13 protein-coding genes are annotated in these 15,223 nt (G+C 63.4%); 9 read left to right on the top strand and 4 right to left on the bottom strand.

Annotation, left to right across the window (positions count from 1 at the left end):
• The first annotated feature begins 139 nt into the window (after positions 1-139).
• The 6 genes from SB753_RS15340 (at position 140) to SB753_RS15315 (ending at position 5,974) form a co-directional block, all read left to right on the top strand.
• Complete coding sequence (locus tag SB753_RS15340; RefSeq protein ID WP_088175827.1) at positions 140-901, top strand: (2Fe-2S)-binding protein; 762 nt, start codon at positions 140-142, stop codon at positions 899-901.
• A 12-nt stretch (positions 902-913) separates the two neighbouring features.
• On the top strand, positions 914-1,915 hold the full coding sequence (locus SB753_RS15335; protein WP_410800570.1) for an FAD binding domain-containing protein: 1,002 nt from the start codon (positions 914-916) through the stop codon (positions 1,913-1,915).
• Positions 1,912-4,134, top strand: coding sequence for a xanthine dehydrogenase family protein molybdopterin-binding subunit (locus tag SB753_RS15330; RefSeq protein ID WP_410800568.1), 2,223 nt, complete (start codon positions 1,912-1,914; stop codon positions 4,132-4,134). Before SB753_RS15335 ends, SB753_RS15330 begins: the two co-directional genes overlap by 4 nt.
• Before the next feature lie 77 nt (positions 4,135-4,211).
• Positions 4,212-4,802, top strand: coding sequence for an NTP transferase domain-containing protein (locus SB753_RS15325; RefSeq protein ID WP_410800566.1), 591 nt, complete (start codon positions 4,212-4,214; stop codon positions 4,800-4,802).
• A 200-nt stretch (positions 4,803-5,002) separates the two neighbouring features.
• Complete coding sequence (locus SB753_RS15320) at positions 5,003-5,707, top strand: PIG-L family deacetylase (protein ID WP_020068067.1); 705 nt, start codon at positions 5,003-5,005, stop codon at positions 5,705-5,707.
• Positions 5,708-5,821: 114 nt separating this feature from the next.
• Positions 5,822-5,974: a hypothetical protein gene (locus tag SB753_RS15315; RefSeq protein ID WP_164701897.1), complete on the top strand. Its 153-nt coding sequence runs from the start codon at positions 5,822-5,824 to the stop codon at positions 5,972-5,974.
• 16 nt (positions 5,975-5,990) lie between these two features.
• Here SB753_RS15315 and SB753_RS15310 read toward each other — a convergent pair whose 3' ends face one another.
• Genes SB753_RS15310 through aepX form a run of 3 tightly spaced genes read right to left on the bottom strand, consistent with a single transcriptional unit; the run spans position 5,991 to position 9,982 of the window.
• Positions 5,991-7,058, bottom strand: a complete 1,068-nt coding sequence (locus SB753_RS15310) for a 2-aminoethylphosphonate aminotransferase (protein WP_410800564.1) — start codon at positions 7,056-7,058, stop codon at positions 5,991-5,993.
• Between the two features lie 21 nt (positions 7,059-7,079).
• The gene (gene aepY, locus SB753_RS15305; protein WP_410800562.1) at positions 7,080-8,261 is read right to left on the bottom strand and encodes a phosphonopyruvate decarboxylase; all 1,182 of its coding nucleotides are present in this window, start codon (positions 8,259-8,261) and stop codon (positions 7,080-7,082) included.
• Complete coding sequence (aepX, locus tag SB753_RS15300; protein WP_410800560.1) at positions 8,258-9,982, bottom strand: phosphoenolpyruvate mutase; 1,725 nt, start codon at positions 9,980-9,982, stop codon at positions 8,258-8,260. The genes aepY and aepX overlap by 4 nt, the downstream gene beginning before the upstream one ends.
• A gap of 548 nt (positions 9,983-10,530) precedes the next feature.
• On the opposite strand from aepX, the gene SB753_RS15295 reads away from it, so the two are divergent.
• The 3 genes from SB753_RS15295 (at position 10,531) to SB753_RS15285 (ending at position 14,526) form a co-directional block, all read left to right on the top strand.
• The gene (locus SB753_RS15295; RefSeq protein WP_392394664.1) at positions 10,531-12,072 is read left to right on the top strand and encodes a methyl-accepting chemotaxis protein; all 1,542 of its coding nucleotides are present in this window, start codon (positions 10,531-10,533) and stop codon (positions 12,070-12,072) included.
• Positions 12,073-12,327: 255 nt separating this feature from the next.
• Positions 12,328-14,064: a peptidoglycan D,D-transpeptidase FtsI family protein gene (locus SB753_RS15290; protein ID WP_410800558.1), complete on the top strand. Its 1,737-nt coding sequence runs from the start codon at positions 12,328-12,330 to the stop codon at positions 14,062-14,064.
• Between the two features lie 204 nt (positions 14,065-14,268).
• Positions 14,269-14,526 carry a DUF2866 domain-containing protein gene (locus SB753_RS15285; protein WP_020068060.1) on the top strand — a complete coding sequence of 86 codons (258 nt, stop codon included), beginning with the start codon at positions 14,269-14,271 and terminating at the stop codon, positions 14,524-14,526.
• Here the strand turns inward: SB753_RS15285 and SB753_RS15280 are convergent.
• Entirely contained in the window at positions 14,508-15,140 is a 633-nt protein-coding gene (locus SB753_RS15280; RefSeq protein ID WP_410800556.1) for a 2-hydroxychromene-2-carboxylate isomerase, read from the bottom strand. The two genes, SB753_RS15285 and SB753_RS15280, sit on opposite strands and share 19 nt — an antisense overlap.
• Positions 15,141-15,223: the final 83 nt, after the last annotated feature.

The raw sequence follows: 15,223 nt of genomic DNA, 5'->3' as shown, positions 1-15,223 counted from the left end.
ATTTTCACAATACCGTTTTGTGTCAGCGTTGTTCACGCAACTGCGCCGGATTTGTTACCCTCGGTTGTTGGACGCGAAGCTTCGGATACCGACGCATCGTCAGCCTGCATTGACCTTTCAGCGGAGTCAATAGAACGTTATGGCAACAGACAACGAATGTCATGATCCGGGTGACGAAGCCGCCGCCTTGCACCAACCTTCTCGTCGCCGTTTTCTACAATCGGCTGCAGCAGCCGCGACTGTCGGTGCGGCACCGCACCTTCGCGCACAAGCGCAAACATCTGTAGCGCCACCCGCGCAGGCTCCTGCTCCCGTGCCGCCACGCCCCGTCGAATTGAACGTCAACGGCCGTGCGTATACGTTGCAACTCGAGCCGCGCGTGACCTTGCTCGATGCATTGCGTGAGTACGCGGGTCTCATGGGCACCAAGAAAGGCTGTGACCGCGGACAATGCGGCGCTTGTACGGTGATCGCCAACGGACGCCGCATCAATTCATGTCTAACGCTCGCCGTCATGCATGAAGGCGAGACCATCACCACGGTCGAAGGGCTCGCGAGCAATGGTGCATTGAGCCCGCTGCAACGCGCGTTCATCGAACACGATGCGTTTCAGTGCGGCTACTGCACGCCGGGGCAACTATGCTCGGCGACCGCTCTGCTCCAGGAGTTTCGCAACGGCACGGCGAGTGTTGTGACCGCCGATGTGCGCCAACGTCCCGCCAAACTTTCCGACGAAGAGATTCGCGAACGCATGAGCGGCAACATTTGCCGCTGCGGTGCCTATTCAAATATCGTTGCCGCGATACGCGCGGCGCATGAAGGCAGTGGTCAGAATGCGGGCACGGCTGGCGCCGACCATCGTGACCATCGCGATAACCACGATAACCGCGACAACGCGTAACGGAGCGACGGCATGGATGCGATTACCTACGAACGCGCCGCCGATGTCGCCGGCGCAGTGCGCGCCGTGCAGCAACCGGGCGCGGTGTTCATCGGCGGCGGCACGAATCTGCTCGATCTGATGAAGGGAGGTGTCGAGCGTCCGGTGCGGCTTATCGACATCACGCATATCGGCGGACTCGACGGCGTGACGACACTGCCCGACGGCGGCATTCGCATCGGCGCACTCGTGCGCAATAGCGACGCCGCGAACCACGCGTTGGTGCGCGAACAGTATCCGTTGTTATCGCAAGCATTCTTGTCGGGCGCGTCGTCGCAATTGCGCAATATGGCGACGGTCGGCGGGAATCTGCTGCAACGTACCCGCTGCGCATACTTCTACGACACCGCTTTCTCCCAGTGCAACAAGCGCGTATTGGGCAGCGGCTGCGCGGCGCTCGAAGGGCATAACCGCATGCACGCGATTCTCGGCGCGAGTCCGCAGTGCGTCGCGGTCAACCCGTCGGACATGAGCGTGGCGCTCGCCGCGCTCGATGCGGTGGTCCGCGTGAGCGGCCCGGCCGGGGAGCGAAGCATTCCGTTCGCCGAATTTCATCGGCTACCGGGCGACAGACCCGATGTCGACACCACGTTGCGTCCCGGCGAACTGATTACCGCGGTGGATCTTCCGCCACCGCTTTTCAGCGCACATTCGCACTACCTGAAAGTGCGTGACCGCGCCAGTTACGCATTCGCCCTGGTCTCGGTGGCCGCTGCATTGCAGATGGACGGCGAGCGCGTGCAGACCGCGCGCATTGCATTGGGCGGCGTCGCGCACAAACCGTGGCGCGCCAGCGCAGCCGAGCAGATGCTGAACGGACAGCCGCTGACACAAGCCGCGCTCGCCAACGCCGCTGCCGCTGCATTGCGCGATGCCCGGCCGCTCGCCGACAACCGCTTCAAGGTGCAGCTCGCGCAACGCGCGATCGTGCGTGCAGTGAATCAGGCCGCCGGCCGCGCAGGAGGTGTCGCATGACGCTGATCGGTCAACCGTTCGACCGCATCGACGGTCTTCTCAAAGTAACCGGCGAAGCACGCTATGCCGCGGAATTTCCGGAAGCGCGTCTCGCCCACGCGGTGCTCGTGACGAGCACGATTGCACGCGGCACGATTGCGTCGATCGACGCAAGCCGCGCGCAGGCCGTGCCCGGCGTGCTGCTCGTCATGACGCATCAGAACGCACCGCGTCTGCCGAACGGCGGCAAGGCGCAACTGGCCCCGCCTGCGGGGCGTCGACTGTCGCTCCTGCAGGACAACCAGGTGCATTACAACAACGAGCCGGTGGCGGTAGTCGTCGCCGATACGCTCGAACATGCGACCGATGCCGCGCGCCGGTTGCGCATCACGTATCAGAGCACGCCGGCCACGCTCGACTTCGCACAGGCGAAGGCAAATGCACATGCCCCGGACAAACCGCAAGGGCGTCAAACGGATACGCAGCGTGGCAGCTTCGAAGACGGCATGCAGAACAGCGCGGTGCATATCGACGCAACCTACACGACGCCCATCGAGCATCACAATCCAATGGAGCCGCACGCGACCATGGCGCGTTGGGACGGCCCGCAACTTACGCTCTACGATTCGACCCAGGGCGTGAGCGGCGAAGCGCAGGCGGTGGCCCGAACGCTCGGCATTTCACCTGGCGACATACGCGTGATCTCGCCGTTCGTCGGCGGCGGATTTGGCTGCAAGGGCTCGTCCTGGTCACATGTGTCCTTGTGCGCGATGGCCGCGAAACAGACCGGGCGTCCGGTGCGGCTCGTGCTCGAGCGGCCGCAAATGTTCGGTCCGGTCGGTGCACGTCCGCGCACCGAACAGCGCCTCGTGCTGGCCGCGCGGCGCGACGGCACGCTGAGCGCCATGCGTCACGACAGCATTTCGAACACGTCCAAGATCGAAGACTGGACCGAGACGTGCTGCATGGTCACGCGTATGTTGTATGCGGTGCCGAACCAGGTGACCACGCACCGGCTCGTGCCGCTCAACGTCGGCACGCCGACCTTCATGCGCGCGCCGGGCGAGACGACCGGCTCGTTTGCGCTGGAATCCGCAATGGACGAACTGGCGGTCGCGCTCAAAATGGACCCGCTCGCGTTGCGCCTGAAGAACTATGCGGAAGCCGATCCGCAGGAAAACAAGCCCTGGTCGGGCAAGTCGTTACGTGAGTGCTATCAGATCGGCGCGGAGAAATTCGGCTGGTCGCGGCGCAGCCCCGCGCCGCGTTCCATGCGTGACGGCAATACGCTGATCGGCATGGGCATGGCGACCGCGACCTACCCGGCCAATCGCAGCGAAGCGAGCGCCATCGCGCGAATTCTGCCCGACGGCACTGCGATGGTGGCCTCGGGCACGCAGGACATCGGCACTGGAACGTACACGGTGATGACCCAGGTCGCCGCGGACGCGCTTGGCTTCGCGCCGGAAAACATCCACTTTGCGCTCGGCGATTCGTCGCTGCCAAAGGCGCCGGTGTCGGGCGGCTCGCAATCGGCGGCGAGCGTTTCGCCGGCCGTGCGCGACGCCGCGACCGAGGCGCGCGCGCGGCTCATCGCGCTTGCATTGGCGGACCCCGCGTCGCCCGTGCACGGCATGGCGCTCGACGACATCACCGTGGAGAACGGCTGGGTAACGAGCCGCTCGCAACCGTCGAAGCGTGATCCCGCGGCGGCGATCGTTGCGCGCTCCGGCGGCAAGCCGATCGAAGCGACGTCCACCGTCAAGCCGGGCGGCGAGAAGCAGAAGTACTCGTTTCACTCGTTCGGCGCGGTGTTCGTCGAAGTGCATGTGGACGCGGACCTCGGCACGATTCGCGTGCCGCGCGTGGTCGGCGTGTACGACGTGGGGCGCGTGCTCAACGAGAAAACCGCACGCAGCCAGATGCTCGGCGGCATTGTATGGGGCGTGGGCGCGGCGTTGCAGGAGGAAACCTCGCTGGATACGCGCTATGGGCGTTTCACGAACGCAAATCTCGCCGAGTACCACGTGCCAGTGAATGCCGACATCGGCGCGCTGGATATCACGTTCCTCGACCGGCCCGACCCGTATATAAATTCCCTTGGCGTGCGCGGCATCGGCGAGATCGGCATTACGGGCGTGTGCGCCGCGCTTGCCAACGCGGTGTACCACGCAACCGGTGTGCGCGTGCGCGATCTTCCGATAACGCTCGACAAGGTGATGACGACGACGCAGGTCTGAGCGCGCTGCGCGGGCCGCTTGCCTCGCCGTGCGTTGCGCCGCACAATCGGTGGCATCTTACTCAACGGTGCCCATCCATGGCTTACGCGTCGCTCGCCACTGGCATATTGCTCGCGGCCGGGATCGGCTCCCGCTTCGATCCGCACGGCCTGCAAAACAAGCTGCTTGCGCGGCTGCCCGACGGCACGCCGGTCGCGCAGGAAGCGGCGCACCGGCTACTGAGGGTCGTGCCGCACGTGCTGGCCGTGGTGCGGCCGGGCGCTGAAGCGCTTGCGCGGCTTTTGAACGATGCGGGCTGCGACGTGGCGTTCGCGCCCGGCGCCGAACGCGGCATGGGCGCAAGCCTCGCTGCAGGTATTCAGGCGAGTGAGGACGCCGAGGGCTGGATCGTCGCGCTCGCCGACATGCCGCGCATCGAGATCACCACGATCGAAGCGGTGGCCCGCGCGCTCGACGGCGGCGCGCCGATCGTGGCGCCGTTTTACGACGGGCAGCGCGGCCATCCCGTAGGGTTTGGCGTGGACTACCGCGACGCGCTGCTGCGCCTCGACGGCGACAGCGGCGCGCGCTCGTTGCTCGGCTCCGAACGCGTCATGAGGCTAGATGTCGACGACGCCGGAATCTTGCGCGATATAGACACGCCCGACGATTTGCGGGCTCTGCGTTGACCGCCCGCTGAAAGCGAAAGGGCATCAGGCATGAGGCTTGCGCGGAACATGATTAATGCTCGATGCAATCGGAACCGTTCATAGACTGCGAATCAGCCGCGCAACTCGTTCCAATTCCGCCTAAGCTGATGTGACGCCGCGATTGTCACGCAACGTTACGCCGCTCACGCGGCGCACGTTTCGCAACCACCCGACTTCCCATGAGCGAAACCAGTCCGCGCCTTTTCATCGTGTCACCTCATTTCGACGACGCCGTCTTCAGTTGCGGCGCATTGCTCGCCGCGCATCCCGACGCTGCGGTTTGTACGGTCTTCGCCGCGCCGCCCGAGCATACGATGCGTACGGAATGGGATGAAAAGTCGGGCTTCAGCGACGCCCATGAGGCAATACACGAGCGCACGCTCGAAGACAATCGCGCGCTTGAATTGCTCGATGCAATTCCGCTGCGAATGCCGTTTCGCGACAGTCAGTATTCCGACTCGCCGTCGATCAGCAAAATGGCAGCGGCACTAGAGGAAACCATTTACCGAACCACGGCGAACACGTTGCTGATGCCGCTCGGCCTGTTTCACGACGACCATGTGCGCGTATTCGAAGCATGCTGCGAGATCCTGCCGCGCCTGTCGCATCTCGAATGGTTCGGCTACGAGGAAGCCATTCACCGGCGCACGCCGGGTGTCGTGCAGGCACGGCTTGCCGATCTCGCGCAGCGCGGCATCGTGGCGACGCCGGCCAATCCGAGCGCCGGACACACGATCGACGCACAGCGCCGCGGACAGATCAAGCGCGAAGCGGTCAATGCGTATCAGAGTCAGTTGCGCGCGTTCGGCGCCGGCAACTACGAGGATGTTTTTGCCGCCGAGCGCTATTGGCACCTCACCGTCGGCCGTCGCGTGAAGAAGTAACAGGACGATCAGCGCAGCAACTCTGGCGGTCAAGCCTGACAGGAAGCGTCTACGCTTGAAGAGAACGCCGGACGCCGTCCCGCTATCGCAGAGTTCTCAACCACAGGTGATGCCATGAGCTACGACATGCATACAAGCCCGATCCCCGACCCTAACGCCGATCCGACCCGCGATCCGGAAGGCGATCCGTTGACGCCGCCATCGCCCGGTCATCACACCGAAGAGCCGCAGCGCCCGGAAGGGCCGCCGGACAAAGACCCTGTGTGAGCCAGCAGCGCGGCGCTCAGCGCGTCAGTTCGGTAAAGCCCTGCACCAGCCGGTCGATGTCGGCGGCGTGGATATTGCCCATCGTCGAAATACGGAACAGCTCGGCTGACAGCCCGCCCTGTCCCGCATAGATGACGAATCCGCGCGCCTTCAGCGCATCGTGCAATTGCGGATACGTGACGCCGTTCGGCAGCCGGTATGCACGCAACACCACCGACGATTCCGCCGGCGCCAGCACGCTGCCGATGCCGCGCTCGGCCAGTCCCGCGCGCGCCTGTTCCGCGAGCGCTGCGTAACGCGCATGACGGGCGCGCCAGCCGCCTTCGTCGGCGATCTCGCGCAGTGCTTCGACGAGCGCGTAGTACGCATGAACCGACGGCGTGAACGGCGTGTTGCGCTGATCCTGCAAGCGCGCGAGCCGCCCGAGGTCGAGGTAGTACGTGCGGCTCGCCGCCTGCGCGAGCGCGGCGCGGCGCACCAGCACGAACGAGGCACCCGGCACGCCGTGCAAACATTTGTTGGCCGTCGCGGCGACCGCGTCGAGGCTCGCGTCGGCGAAATCGATCGCTTCGGCGCCGAAGCTGCTCACGCCGTCCACCAGCAAACGCAAGCCGCGCGCACGGCACAGCGTGCCCAACGCCGCGAGGTCGTTCAAACGCCCCGTCGTTGTCTCGTGATGAATGACGGCAACATGTGTGAACGCTTTGTCCGCGTCGAGACGTTCGGCGATTTTCGCGAGGTCGGGCGCCTGCATCCAGTCGTGCTTGAGCGACTCGTGCGCGATGCCGTACTGCGCCGCGATCTGCGAAATGCGCTCACCGTACACGCCGTTTTCCACCACCAGCAGCTTGCCGTTTTGCGGCACCAGCGCGGCGGTCATGCTTTCGACAGCGGCCGTACCGGAGCCCGTCATGAGCACCGCTTGCCATTCGCTCGCGTCGAGACCGTACAGGTCGACGAGACGCGTGCGCGCCTCTTCCTGCAAGTCGAAAAATTCGCTTTCGCGATGGCACAGGTCCGTCTGCAACAGGCTGTTGCGAACACGTTCGGTGAGCGTCACCGGACCGGGATTGAGCAGCAGCATGGGCGCTCCTTTACTTTGACTTCACGCGGCGCCGATGTGGCGCATGAGGCGCGTTTTCACATCGGGCGGTGTGATGGTGGGACGCGGCAAGCCGTCAGGCGTGCCGCGGCGAATCACGAGGCGCGCAAAACGCGGGCCATCGAGCGGGGCCGATTCGAACAACTGGTCGAGCACGGCCGGATCGTCGCTTTCGACCGCCGACGCATAACCGCACGCCGCCGCAACGCCCGCGAACGAGACTTGCGACGACACCGTCGCCTGTCCCCCGGTCGAGTCGTGCGCGCCGTTGTCGAGCAGCACGTGCGTGAGATTGGACGGGCCGTATGCGCCGAGCGTTGCGAAGGCGCCCATGCGCATCAGCGCGGCGCCGTCGCCGTCGAGCGCGACGACATGCAGGTCCGGCCGCGCGAGCGCCAGACCCAGCGCGAACGGCGTCACGCAGCCCATCGAGCCGACCATGTACAACTGATTCGGACGATCGTCGATTGCGTAAAGCTCGCGCCCGCAAAAACCGGTCGACGCCAGCACCACCGTCGACTCGATCGGCGTATGCGCGATCACCTTCTTCAGCGCGTCATGGCGCGACGCGAGTTCGCTCGCGGCCACGTTGGCGAACTGCGAACGCGCCGTCGCCGGCACGCGGCGCTCGCTGGCGGCGCCGGCCTTCAACTCGTACGGCGCGACGCTGCCCTTTTGCATGACGAGCGCGTACGGGCGGCCCGTTTCGTCCATGTGGGCGATGGCGCGATCCAGCGCCGGGCCGATTGCGTCGGCTTCCGTCGGGAAGGTCTCCCAGGGAATTTCCATCGTGTCGAGCATCGCGGGCGTGACGGGACCCATCAACGCGTGCTGCGGTTCATCGGCGACGCCGGGCTGGCCGCGCCACGTCACGATCAGCAATTGCGGCAAACGGAAGGTCCACGTGAGCGACGTCAGCGGGCTCACCGCGTTGCCGAGCCCGGAGTTCTGCATCATCGTGATGCCGCGGCGGCGTGTGCCTCCACCACGCTCATCGCGCGCGCCGAGCGCGACGCCGGCGATCAGCGCGACAGCGTCGCCTTCATTCGCCGCCGACACGTAATGCAGCGACTCGTCCTGCAACACGTAGTTGATGAACGGTGTCAGATACGAGCACGGCACGCCCGCGTACCAGTCGAAACCGCGATCGCGCGCCGCCTCGACGAACTGTGCCGCCTCGATCATTGCTCGGCTCCGTTCGCGGAATCCGTTGCCTGCGTGCCGACCGACGCCGCGAGCGGCGTCTGGCCATGCGCGAAGTCGCCGGCGCGGCGGAAGTCTTCGAGATCGTTCACACCGCGCCAGTGGCCGTGCACGTATTGCACCTCGATCGATTCACCGGCCTCGATCAGCGCGTTCAACAAAGCGGGCATGTCGAGCGACGCGAAATCGGCACGCGCCTGCAACTGCCGCATGACCGCCCGAAGACGCTCGCAGCCTTCGCCACGCACGTTCAGAAGACCGACCCAACGGCCATGCGGCGTTTGCGCGGCAATCTCCGACGACGCCTGCTGCCCGCTCGAAACGTGACGCAACAGCACCTTGTTGCCGAAGAGACCGCGGTCGTCGGCCGACGAGCACCACGCGAAGTCGCGCACGCTCGCGTTTTCCGCATCGGTCAACGACGAATCCACCACGACGCTGAACGCCGCCTCGCTCTCCACCAGATCGCGCAGGATATAGCTGCGGAACAGCAGATCGCCGTACGAGATCAGCGTGTCGCCCGCGAGCTTGTCGAGTGCGCACGCAAGCGATGCGAGTTCGCCGGTTTCCGCATGCTTGTCATTGACCACGAGCTTGATACCGGCCGTGTCGATTGCATCGGCGCGATAACCGCCGACCACGGTGATGTCGTTGACGCCCTGCTTCTTGAACGCGTCGACCAGCCAGCGCAACAGCGGCTTACCGGCGATCGGCAACATGACCTTCGGACGGTCCTGAGTGACCGCTTCGAGGCCCTTGCCGCGGCTCGCCGCAAGCACGACAGCTGCGCTCGCCGCGCGGCCGCTCGACAGATAGCGGTCTTCCGCTTCCGAGTATTCGTCCGCGTCCTGCAAACGGAAAATTTCATTGACGCCGGCAATGCGGTCTTCGACATTGACGAGGGTTTCACTCGTATGGATTTCTCGTGCAACCGCCTGCATGGCCGAGGTCGCCGCGCGAATCAGATGGTTCGCCCAGATCACCGTGCTGATGCCGGCTTCGCGGAACACTTCGGTCGGCGTGCTGTAGTACTTGGTGGGCACGATGACGAGCGGCCCACGGCCCGCCCACTCACGCGCGAACTCGAGAATTTCGTCGGGACGCGAGAGCTTGCTGTGAATTAGAATCGCGTCGGCGCCGGCGCGACGATAAGCTTCCGCGCGGCGCAGCGCTTCGTCCATGCCCCAGCCTGCGATCAGCGCTTCCACGCGCGCCACGATCGAAAAATTTTCGTCCGACTGCGAGTCCTTACCGGCTTTGATCTTGCCGCAGAATTCGTCCATATCGGCGAGCGGCTGCGCTTCGCCGTTAATGAAGCTATTCGTTTTCGGGAACTGCTTGTCTTCGATACACACGCCGGCAATGCCGCGTTGTTCCAGCTTGCGCACGAGGCGGCGCACGTTGTTGAAGTTGCCGTAGCCGGTATCGCCGTCGAGCAGAATGGGCAGATCGCTTGCGTCGGCCATGAATTCGAGGTTGTCGACCACCTGCGTCCAGCTTGCTTCATTGTTGTCGCGCACGCCGAATTGCGCGGAAATCGCGAGGCCCGAGCCCCAGATCGCCTTGAAACCTGCTTCGCGCACGATGCGGGCGGACAGGCCGTTATGGGCCTCCATCATGAATTCGAGTTCGTTGCTGACAAGCATCTGACGCAGACGTGCGCTGCGGGAAGCGGAGACGAAGGCGGGTTCGCGGGCATTCATTTTCGGTACTCCTTGTGGCGGGCTTATTGGCGCTCTTTTTGCCCGGCTGGCGACTGGAAAATGGCGACTATAGCGGAATTTTCATTTATTGGTCATTTAGACGGCTCTGCTTTTTCGGCCTTGCTGTTAAGTGGAAAAATGTGTCGATTTTTGCAGAGATCCACAGCCACGTGGCCTTTGGAGTTAATTGGCGTTTTGTGGAAACTTGACAGGACACCATGTCCCCACGCGCTGGCAGCCGAATCGGCGTGCTCCAGCGACGCAAATTGCAACAAGCGTATTCCAATGAAAATCGTGTTAATCGCGAAAAACAGTTGAATAACGCTTCACGATTAATTGATTACCGCGTTTCAAACTTCATTGCATTTTTAATAAACAGGCGACTCGTCGCCTTACAAAGCCGCAGAGGTCATTTAGTCAGACAAAACCCCTGCTAAAACAGCGGGTTTCCCCTGCCTCAGGAGACTCCTTGCGACTGCCGTAAACACAGTCAGCGAAAAGCAAACAGCCAATCCGATCGACCCTTTGTGAAAGCACGACCCATTGCTATGACTTTGAACAAAAAACTGGCCTCAATGATCGCCGTCCTCTGGTTCGGCCTGATCCTGATCGGCGGCTTCGGTGCATGGCAAAACCGTGCGTCGATGATTGCCGACCGGCGCGATCAGCTCACGTCGCTGATCGATCAGGCGAACCACGTGGTGAGCCGTTATTACACGCTGGCGCAGCAGCACGTCATCACCGAGGACGAAGCGAAGAAGCAGGCGCTCGCAACGATTGAGGCGATGCGCTACGGCAAGGACGGCTACATCTCGGTCAACGATTCCCAGCCGGTCATGCTGATGCATCCGTTCAAGAAAGAGATGGTCGGCAAAAACCTGGCGCAATTCACCGATCCGGCGGGCAACCATCTGTTCGTGGATATCGTCAACGCAGGCAATCGCGAAGGCGGCGGCTTTGTCGACTATCTGTGGGCGAAGCCCGGCAGCGACAAGCCCGTGGCCAAGACGAGCTATGCGATGCACTTCCAGCCGTGGGACTGGTATGTCGTCACCGGCATGTATATGGACGACGTGCAGCGCGCGTTTTATTCAAGTCTCCTGCGCTGGCTCGCCATCACCGTCGCACTCGGCGCTGTTGCTACGGCCATCATGCTGCTCGTGTTGCGCAGCATCCGCCGCTCGCTCGGCGGCGATCTGGAAGTGGCCGTCGAACATGCGCAGCTGATGGCGCGCGGCAACCTTGCGACGCGCGTGCCGGTCAAGGACAACGACGCCGGCAGCCTGCTGCATGCGTTGCAGACCATGCAGGCGGGTCTCGTGGACACCGTTTCGCGCGTTCGTACCGGCACCGAAAACATCAACATCGGCGCGAGCGAAATTGCCGCGGGCAATACCGATCTGTCGCAGCGCACCGAGGAGCAGGCGGCCGCGCTGGTGCAGACGGCGTCGAGCATGGATCAGATGACGGTCAATGTGAAGCAGAACGCCGACAGCGCGCTGCAAGCTGCACAACTCGCGGGTCAAGCCGCGGACGTCGCCACGCGCGGCAGCCGCGTCGTCGACGACGTGGTCCGTACGATGGGCGAGATCACGACGAGCTCGCGGCAGATCGGCGACATCATTGGGGTGATCGACGGCATCGCATTCCAGACCAACATTCTCGCGCTGAACGCCGCAGTCGAGGCGGCCCGCGCGGGCGAACAGGGACGTGGCTTCGCGGTGGTCGCCGCCGAAGTGCGCAGCCTCGCGCAACGCTCGGCCACGGCCGCCAAGGAGATCAAGGCGCTGATCGAAACGTCGACGAATACCGTGGAAGCAGGCGCATCGCTCGTGTCCAACGCGGGTTCGACGATGGGCGAGATCGTGCAATCGGTGCGTCGCGTGAACGAGATCCTCGAGGAAATCAGCAACGCGTCGCGCGAGCAGAGCGCGGGCATCGAGCAGGTGAATCGCGCGGTCGGGGAAATGGATCAGGTCACGCAGCAGAACGCCGCGCTCGTGGAACAGGCCGCGGCCGCCGCGCATTCGCTGAAAGACCAGGTGGGCGTTCTGCGCGAAGCGATTTCCAGCTTTGCGCTGCCGGCCTGACGCTGACGGGCGTGACAAGCGCGCGTAACAAGGCGGGAGAACGTAACGGGAAGCGACGGAAACAACGGACAACTAGACAACGCGACGGACAGAAGCGCTTGAACACGAGCCGCACGGATTTTCGGATCCGCGCGGCTTTTTTTCGCCCGTCGCGCGAGTTGACTTGCAGTAATCTCTCATACAGATTACGTTCTCATTACAATGAGCCGCGCCGCCTTTGAGCGATGCAAGTCAATCCGCTGTTTATCCGCCTCTATGATCCAGAAGAAAAAGTCTCAACCACGCGACCCGTACGCTCCGGTCGCAAAGAACCAGTTGCTCGTTGCGCGTCTTCCAATGTGGCGCTCGAAGTTCATCGTCGTGCTGGTGTTCGGTGCGTTTGCCGCGCTCGCCGGGCGCGCGCTCTGGGTACAGGTGGTGAATCGCGACTTCTACATCGATCAAGGGCAAAAGCGCTACCAACGCACGATCGAACTGGATGCAACGCGCGGCCGCATTGTCGACCGCAACGGCTCCATGCTCGCCGTCAGTCTGGCGACTTACGAGATCTGGGCGTCCCCGAAACTACTCGACGAGGCCGCGTTGCCGCCGCTTTCGAAGCTGCTCGATCTGCCGCTCGCGGAACTGCGTCGTCGTCTGAGCGGCGACAAGACGTTCGTGCTGCTCAAGCGCCAGGTCGACGCGGATACCGCCGGTCATCTTTCGAAGCTCGGACTCGCGGGCATCACGCAGATTGCGGATTCCAAGCGCTTTTATCCGGAGGGCGAGTCGGCGGCGCACGTGGTCGGCTTTACGGACATCGAGGACAACGGTCAGGAAGGCGTCGAGCTGGCGGCCAACGAACAACTGCTCGGCGTGCCCGGCCATCGCGAAGTCATCCGCGACCGGCTCGGCCGCGTCGTGTCAGAGACGCGCCCGCTCGTACCCGCGCAGAACGGCGAGACGATCCATCTGACCATCGACCGGCGCATTCAGCAACTCGCATACGGACAGTTGAAGGACGCGATTGCGAAACATCGCGCGGAAGCGGGCAGCGTGGTGGTGCTCGACGCGCGCAACGGCGAGATTCTCGCGCTCGCCAATTATCCGAGCTTCGATCCGAACGACCGCGCGCGTCTGACCGGGCGGCAATTGCGCAATCGCGCGGTGGTCGACACGTTCGAGCCGGGTTCGACGATCAAGCCAGTGGTCGTCGCGCTTTCCATCGACGAAGGCAAAGTGCGGCCGCAAAGCGTGATCGACACGGCGCCGGGTTGGTACAAGATCGGTCCCGCGGTGATTCACGACACGTCGAATCACGGCGCGATGACCGTTGCGGAAGCAGTGCAGAAGTCGAGCAATATTGCGCTCGCCAAGCTCGCGCTCAATTTGCCGGCCGAGAAAATCTGGACGAAGTATCAGGAATACGGGCTCGGCTTGCGGCCCGATCTGACGTTCCCAGGCGTGGCATCGGGCAAGGTGCGCCCGTACAAACGCTGGCGCCCGATCGAGCAGGCAACCATGGCATACGGCTACGGACTTTCCGCTTCGCTATTGCAGATCGCGCAGATCTACACCGCCTATGCCGGCGACGGAACGATGCACCGCGTGCGGTTGCTACGCGAGGGCACCGAGGCGGGCGGCAATGACGCGGGCGCTTCACCTCAAACGCGCCACGCGGTCACCACGCCCGGCACCGCACGCGCGATCCGCTCGATGCTGGAAATGGCCACGGGCGATCGCGGCACCGGGCGCGCTGCGACAGTGGAAGGCTACCGCGTGGGCGGCAAGACCGGGACTGCGCGCAAGCAGGTCGGCGCGACGTACGCGAAGAATCGCTACCGTGCACTCTTCGTCGGAATGGCGCCTATGAGCGACCCGAGACTGATCGTCGCCGTGATGATCGACGACCCGGCCGGCAAGGCGTTTTATGGCGGCACTGTCGCCGGCCCGGTGTTCAGCGCCGTAACGGGCGGCGCGTTGCAACTGCTCGGCGTGCCGCCGGATGCGTGACACTACGCGTGGCGCTCGACCCGACCGCTACGCGTATGCGTGCGGATTTGCGCGATCTTAAGTCTCGCTTAATTCTTTGCTGCAACCATGTGACTCAACATCCCCTGTTGAGCCGCCAGATCACCGGCGGCGTTTTTTTCAGCGATGTTTGCCGACGCGCCAAGAGACAGGTTGCATGCCTGCGAAAAAGAAAGAGGTCACACCATGGTTGAGAACAAGGTATTCGAGCATCTGCGCGCCATGCCTGACAACGAATGGGTCCGGCAGATTCACTCATGCAAGGTCTCTGACCCGCTGCAACCGCCTTGGGGACGTTCGTACCGGCTCGTCGAATGGACCATGAAGCACACGCCCGAAGCAAGTCGCCGCGTGGTGCCCGCCGAAAGTACACCGCTTGAAATTGCGCAGGCCGTCGTATCGCATGTGCCTGGCAGGCGCTTCTGTCAGCGCGGCGACGAATAGCAGAAGTCCAACGCGTCTTCCAGCCGGTCGTTGCCCCAGAACATTTCGTCGCCGACAAAGAAAGTAGGCGCGCCGAAAATGCCTTTGGACGCGGCAGCTTCGGTCTGTTCACGCAGACGCAGCTTGTTCGTGTCGCTCTGCGCTTCGGCGACGATCTGTTGCGCGGGTAAACCGAGTTTCGTGAGCGCTTCGCTCACTACTTCGATCGAACCGATATCGCGGTCATGCACGAAGTTCTGCTGCATGATCTCTCGACAGTACGCAGCAATCCATTCGCGCTCCGCGCCGAGCAGCGCTACACGCAGCGCGAGTAACGCTGCTCGCGGAAAAACGCTCGGACGTGTCAACGCAATGCCGTATTTGCGGCACTGCCGTTCCATGTCCTTCCACACGTAGGCGCCCTTTTCCTTTTGCAGAACGAACGGAGAATTGTCGAAACCAAGCGCGCGAAAGATCGGTCCTAGCAGAAACGGCCGCCAATCGACGCTCACGCCTCGCGCCGCGGCCTCAGCCTCGATGCGCATGACACTCAGGTAGCTATAGTTGCTGCCGAAGTCGAACCAGAACTCGATCCGGCGTGCCGGCGTGGCTGCGGAAGCGGCGATGTGGTCCATCTCTATTCTCGTGCAATGCAGGCCAGTTGAACGGGAAAGCGCTAACTATGACAAGAGTCTTTACCGCTCGCCTAGATGGCGAA

It is taken from the genome of Paraburkholderia sp. SIMBA_053 (assembly GCF_046534895.1).
GTDB lineage: Bacteria > Pseudomonadota > Gammaproteobacteria > Burkholderiales > Burkholderiaceae > Paraburkholderia > Paraburkholderia caledonica.
Note: the sequence above shows the minus strand (reverse complement) of the source record. Positions and strands in the feature narration are given on the sequence as shown.

Excerpts from the sequence above, each read along its gene's own strand:
- SB753_RS15340 (WP_088175827.1), top strand. The coding sequence starts at position 140 with ATGGCAACAGACAACGAATGTCATGATCCGGGTGACGAAGCCGCCGCC.
- SB753_RS15335 (WP_410800570.1), top strand. The coding sequence starts at position 914 with ATGGATGCGATTACCTACGAACGCGCCGCCGATGTCGCCGGCGCAGTG.
- SB753_RS15330 (WP_410800568.1), top strand. The coding sequence starts at position 1,912 with ATGACGCTGATCGGTCAACCGTTCGACCGCATCGACGGTCTTCTCAAA.
- SB753_RS15325 (WP_410800566.1), top strand. The coding sequence starts at position 4,212 with ATGGCTTACGCGTCGCTCGCCACTGGCATATTGCTCGCGGCCGGGATC.
- SB753_RS15320 (WP_020068067.1), top strand. The coding sequence starts at position 5,003 with ATGAGCGAAACCAGTCCGCGCCTTTTCATCGTGTCACCTCATTTCGAC.
- SB753_RS15315 (WP_164701897.1), top strand. The coding sequence starts at position 5,822 with ATGAGCTACGACATGCATACAAGCCCGATCCCCGACCCTAACGCCGAT.
- SB753_RS15310 (WP_410800564.1), bottom strand. The coding sequence starts at position 7,058 with ATGCTGCTGCTCAATCCCGGTCCGGTGACGCTCACCGAACGTGTTCGC.
- aepY (WP_410800562.1), bottom strand. The coding sequence starts at position 8,261 with ATGATCGAGGCGGCACAGTTCGTCGAGGCGGCGCGCGATCGCGGTTTC.
- aepX (WP_410800560.1), bottom strand. The coding sequence starts at position 9,982 with ATGAATGCCCGCGAACCCGCCTTCGTCTCCGCTTCCCGCAGCGCACGT.
- SB753_RS15295 (WP_392394664.1), top strand. The coding sequence starts at position 10,531 with ATGACTTTGAACAAAAAACTGGCCTCAATGATCGCCGTCCTCTGGTTC.
- SB753_RS15290 (WP_410800558.1), top strand. The coding sequence starts at position 12,328 with ATGATCCAGAAGAAAAAGTCTCAACCACGCGACCCGTACGCTCCGGTC.
- SB753_RS15285 (WP_020068060.1), top strand. The coding sequence starts at position 14,269 with ATGGTTGAGAACAAGGTATTCGAGCATCTGCGCGCCATGCCTGACAAC.
- SB753_RS15280 (WP_410800556.1), bottom strand. The coding sequence starts at position 15,140 with ATGGACCACATCGCCGCTTCCGCAGCCACGCCGGCACGCCGGATCGAG.